The sequence below is a fragment of the Endozoicomonas sp. YOMI1 genome (assembly GCF_024606345.1).
Classification (GTDB): Bacteria; Pseudomonadota; Gammaproteobacteria; order Pseudomonadales; family Endozoicomonadaceae; genus Endozoicomonas.
In genome coordinates, this window is the sequence record NZ_JAHHPM010000575.1 from 1 (window position 1) to 4,510 (window position 4,510).

Sequence of the window (4,510 nt, forward strand, 5' to 3'; positions counted from 1 at the left end):
AGACCAATTTGCTGCCACCGCAGTAGGGCAGTCTATTCTCGGACAGCCTCCTAGGTGTTTGTCGTTTGCTGATGAAACCAAATTGCTGAACGATACGCTGGAATACCTCACTGATAACCTTGATCCACTGACAAAGCAATTACAAAAAGGAGAGATATTTGACTTACCCCGAACCATTCTTTTTAACAACCCCCAAAATACCGAGGAGCGTATTTATGGCTTGCTTATACGCTCTCTGCTTACCCTGAATAAAGCCAGGCAGTTTATCGATCTGCACTCTGAAAGCAACCCCGGAAAACCTGACTGCCGGAGTCATCAGCTTCAAGAACAACAACGTCTGCATACGCTTACTGCGAATCTTCAAACGAAATTGACTAGCCATGTTTGCCGTAATGATTTTGAGCACAGAATTAACGACTGGCTATTGACCACTCAGCATGTTAATAATTACGAGATCAAGAGGAAAGAATTTATCACATCACTGCTTGCGATGATGTATGAATAAGGCCGGGTCCACACAACTATTACTCCAAATCGCTATACCAGGTACTTAGTAGTTAATGCGAGAATTTCCCTAAATCCGATAAAATGTAGATTTTTTTCCAGAATGAGCTTATGGAATACAATATAGTCAATTTGGTCAGTGTATAAGCTGTATTTTTGTCAACGTCTCAGCACCAACTCGAGGCAGTTTAATATGAAAGTATTCACTCAAGTTCTTGCAAACGGCATATCTATCAAAAGCCATGGCATTAATAGCATCAATGATTTTATAGGTGGACTCGTTCCGGTAAATATTGAAAAAATGCCCTCTTTCTTCACCAGCTACTTGATATGAAAAACTGACAATGGCATGTGCATTTTGCTTCATTTCAAACAATTTCTGCTCACAGGAAAATATTAGATCATCATGGTCTCCTTCAAATAATTCCAGTCTCAGTGTTTTTTTACCTAAGTACATGTCATCAAGTTTGCCATAAACAGTCAGTGTAGATAGTGGAGCTGGCGCATGGAATTCATCATAAAGAATGGGCTGAAAAGTTTTATTCTCCAGATAGTGAAATACCCTCATAGCGACAAACCCACAATTGGCTTTACATTCAGCCTGGTTAATATTGGCAAGAATTTGCATGTCCTGCTCCTCAACCCTATCCCTGACAGGGACAGTTGCATTACTGCTTTGATTTTGTGGGGTTAAGTAGTCAGAGATCATATACTAGCTCAGTGAAACTTGAATGGGTTGATACTCTCACTGTTAGCGTTAAATTCCTTATGCGCTAACCAACACGGTGATGGTTTATGCATTATGCAAGTTTCCGAATGCCCGAAGTATGCTTTTGCGCTCTGCAGAAGACAGTTCTTTGTGGTGACGGTATAAGTGATTTCTGAGACCTTTGAGACTGACTGATTTACGCTGGCACAAACTACACTTGAAGGGATTGCTTTCTTCTTGAGGCTCCTGCTGGCCCGAGTCATGGTTGGCATAGGCAAGTTCAGTTTTAGCCTGACAGTATATTGGATAATGCTGCACCCATGGTTTTGCAGTGAGTGGCGCAGTCTCAAGGAAGAACTGGCCTGTTGTTACATAAACATGCATGCCGTTCATGGTGCCATGGGGTAGAATTTGCGGCTGCACACCAATTCCCTGGAATGCCGGGTGCAGATCCTGAGTTTTCCGATATTGGGGGGACGATATTTGATTTGGTTGCATTATTTATTACCTCTCAGGATATACTTATCCACAGACAGACAGTCTTTTGGGTTCCTAATGCTTACCTTGCATGAAGGCTTGATATCTCCCCAAATAGTATTTCTTTCCGTTATTAGAGATCTGTTTTCTAACTCCAGCCTGTTTTTTTCCGTTATTAGAGATCTGTTCTCTGACTCCAGCCTGTTTTTTTCCGATACAAGCATTTTTTTCTCTAACACTAGCCTGTTTTTTTCCAATACAAGCGATTTTTTCTCTAACTTCAGCCTGTTTTTTTTCTTTATAAGAGATTTATTCTCTAGCTCTAGCCTGTTGTTTTCAGATTTCAACATTCCCATTTCATTTAAAATGGTTTGATCTTTAACTTTTTGTTTCTTTCTGGCTGCTATTTGATGAGTCCTGTTTTTTTCTATTCTTCTAATATATTTCACTTGTTTTTTAATTTCTTCACTTTCTTCCTTCTTGAGAAGCAGATTAAGCGCTTTCACTGGTATCTTAACAAGTTCCTGACGAGTATATTCTCTATTACCTATAAAAATGTTCTGAGCAGGTTTTGTCAGTGAGTTCTGACCAGCTGAGCCAGTTTCAGCCATTTTACAGCTTTTGTCTCTGAGATCTGCAATGACGGGATTATCATACTCTGCCTGGCGTTTGACTCGCTTGGCTAAAGGCCTCTGTTCAACACTTACCTCTCTGCCAAATGACGTTGAAGCCAATGTTGCTTGCCCCGAACCAGGCATAGGCCTCTTCTTGACTGGCCTATCGCCAGTACTTGAGCGTACCCCAGTCGCATTGAAATTGGCCTGATACATTTGTTTATCACCTTCTACTACTAATTTTGAGTTTTGATTAACAGTCTTGAGGCTAGTTTGAAATTTCTGTCTGTCCAGTATCCAGATCGGGCAAAGATTCAAGCAAAGACTGCAGCATCTGGAGCCATAGATTATTGTCGACGAAGGTTGGCACGGCTCTGTTTTCAAAAAGAAGAGCCATCATCTGTTGTTCATTGTTGGTGAGGCGTGATGGGTCAAAGGGTCGCTCCGGATTATTGAACGGAAGATCAGAACAAACTAACGCTTTCCTGCTGGCCTGATTAACTCTGAACTCGACAACGCAATAATGTGATTCGTCGATTGATGTTAATTCATAGAGGAAATAATAGTTGTCATTAGGCCGAGTCAGAACAAAATGCCGCAAGTAATTAGCAGCCTTGCCAGGATCAGGCAATATCAGTTTTTCGTTATCCCCGGTAACAATATAAGGCGTCGGTGAAAAAGGGTTATAAACGTGATGTTTACCGTGCTGATGCCTTATTTTGAGGACTTTGATCAGTTCCTGAACTTCGTGAAACAGCCATTGCTCCAGCTTGTCATAGGCGACGCGCTGTGAAGGGGGTCCTTCCCTGTTTTCATGGTTTAAAAATATCTCTTTTATGATCTCGTAAAGGTAGTTGTCCTGGTCTCTATCAATGCTTGTGACCAGCTCTTCAACGGTCTCATCGGATAGCAGTTCAAGCACCTCCTGAAACGGGCCAACTCTAAAGCTCAAAGACACAAAGCGAACGACCTTATGACCACCGAACACTTTGGTCACAAAGCCATAGTTAATTATTTTCAGGCAGTTGTACGACCAGTGCATAAAGACGGGTATTGTATTTTCGTGCTCAGTTTTTATTCCCAACTCCTGCAGCAGAAAGGTCGCGAGATATTCTGCTCTATACCACCAGAATGCATCAAGCAGTGAGTAGAGTTCACTTGGCTGGGGGATATTCGCAAGTTGTCTGATATTTTTGAACTCTACAAAAAAACTGGTCTGTTTATAATAATTCCAGCCGACCGGCCGGTTTGGAATCTTTATTAATGTCAGGGGCCCTTTGTCGGTCAGGGAGCTGGTCTCCGCTTTATTCAGCTGGGCACAGTTAAGACCCCGGTCGTACCTGAGCGAGGTCGGTTCACTGACTGCCGCCAACTGCAAAAGAGCGCGGATGCGCTCGTCAGGCCATTCAAGGCTGTTCAGCCATCGGTTGTACTGGTGGAGCAGTTCTTCCAGCGCCATGCCGGTATCTGAGGGGATGTCTGCCAGCATCTCAAACAGTTTTTCCACCAGCTCACATAAACGCAGTTTGTCCAGGGTCTCCGGTGACAACGGCGCCAGCACCGTTTCCAGTGCTGCCAGTAGTTGCACCTCGCCCTGCTTTTCAATGGTCAGGCTCATTAATGGGTAGCCAAAGTGACATCCACTGGTTTCTGCAATGACGGAGCCTTTTCTGAGGACGATGCCAGGCGCTGTGACGCCCACGTTATGAGCCTCGTACTCCATGCCGATGAGTCTGGTATTGTTTAACACCAGTGGCAGGCCCGGTATCCGGCGGATGTCACGGTTGAAATACCGGCTCTGAACGGCATGGTCGGCGTCAAGAGGTCTGCTACTGGTAGCAGCCGGAAAATTCGTCGCTGGTGGCGGTGTTGGTAACATAGGCTATCACGTCAACTGCTCTTGTCTGTGACTCAGTGTGTTGCTTCTCAGTGCAATAAATAAACAGAAATAAAAAATTAAATTTATATTATTTTTGACAGCAGGGGCGGAGAAAAGTTCATTTAGTAGAGGGGTAAAATGTGTGGGAAGTAAGCTTCCGACTAATTAATCGTATTAGTACGATTGTACGTCGTAGATGTTTAGCCGCGTGCGCCTTGGGAGACTTCTAAGTAATTGTAATTGCCCTTAAATAATATTCCGACATTTAGAACTCACTCTCCGTTCATCCTGAGCGGAGTCGAAGGGTGCCTGGCACGATCTATCATG

Annotated in this window: 5 protein-coding genes; 1 reads left to right on the plus strand and 4 read right to left on the minus strand. The window is 43.5% G+C overall.

Going from position 1 to position 4,510, the window contains the following annotated elements:
• A partial coding sequence (locus tag KDK15_RS20185) for a hypothetical protein (RefSeq protein ID WP_257297198.1) occupies window positions 1-505 on the plus strand: 505 nt, incomplete at its 5' end.
• Window positions 506-640: 135 nt separating this feature from the next.
• Here KDK15_RS20185 and KDK15_RS20190 read toward each other — a convergent pair.
• From KDK15_RS20190 to KDK15_RS20205, 4 genes are all read right to left on the minus strand, one after another.
• A complete protein-coding gene (locus KDK15_RS20190; protein ID WP_257297199.1) occupies window positions 641-1,213 on the minus strand; it encodes a hypothetical protein in 573 nt (190 codons plus the stop codon).
• A gap of 84 nt (window positions 1,214-1,297) precedes the next feature.
• Window positions 1,298-1,711, minus strand: coding sequence for a C2H2-type zinc finger protein (locus tag KDK15_RS20195; protein ID WP_257297200.1), 414 nt, complete (start codon window positions 1,709-1,711; stop codon window positions 1,298-1,300).
• Window positions 1,711-2,520 carry a hypothetical protein gene (locus tag KDK15_RS20200; protein WP_257297201.1) on the minus strand — a complete coding sequence of 270 codons (810 nt, stop codon included), beginning with the start codon at window positions 2,518-2,520 and terminating at the stop codon, window positions 1,711-1,713. Before KDK15_RS20200 ends, KDK15_RS20195 begins: the two co-directional genes overlap by 1 nt.
• A gap of 52 nt (window positions 2,521-2,572) precedes the next feature.
• Window positions 2,573-4,183: a hypothetical protein gene (locus KDK15_RS20205; protein ID WP_257297202.1), complete on the minus strand. Its 1,611-nt coding sequence runs from the start codon at window positions 4,181-4,183 to the stop codon at window positions 2,573-2,575.
• Window positions 4,184-4,510: the final 327 nt, after the last annotated feature.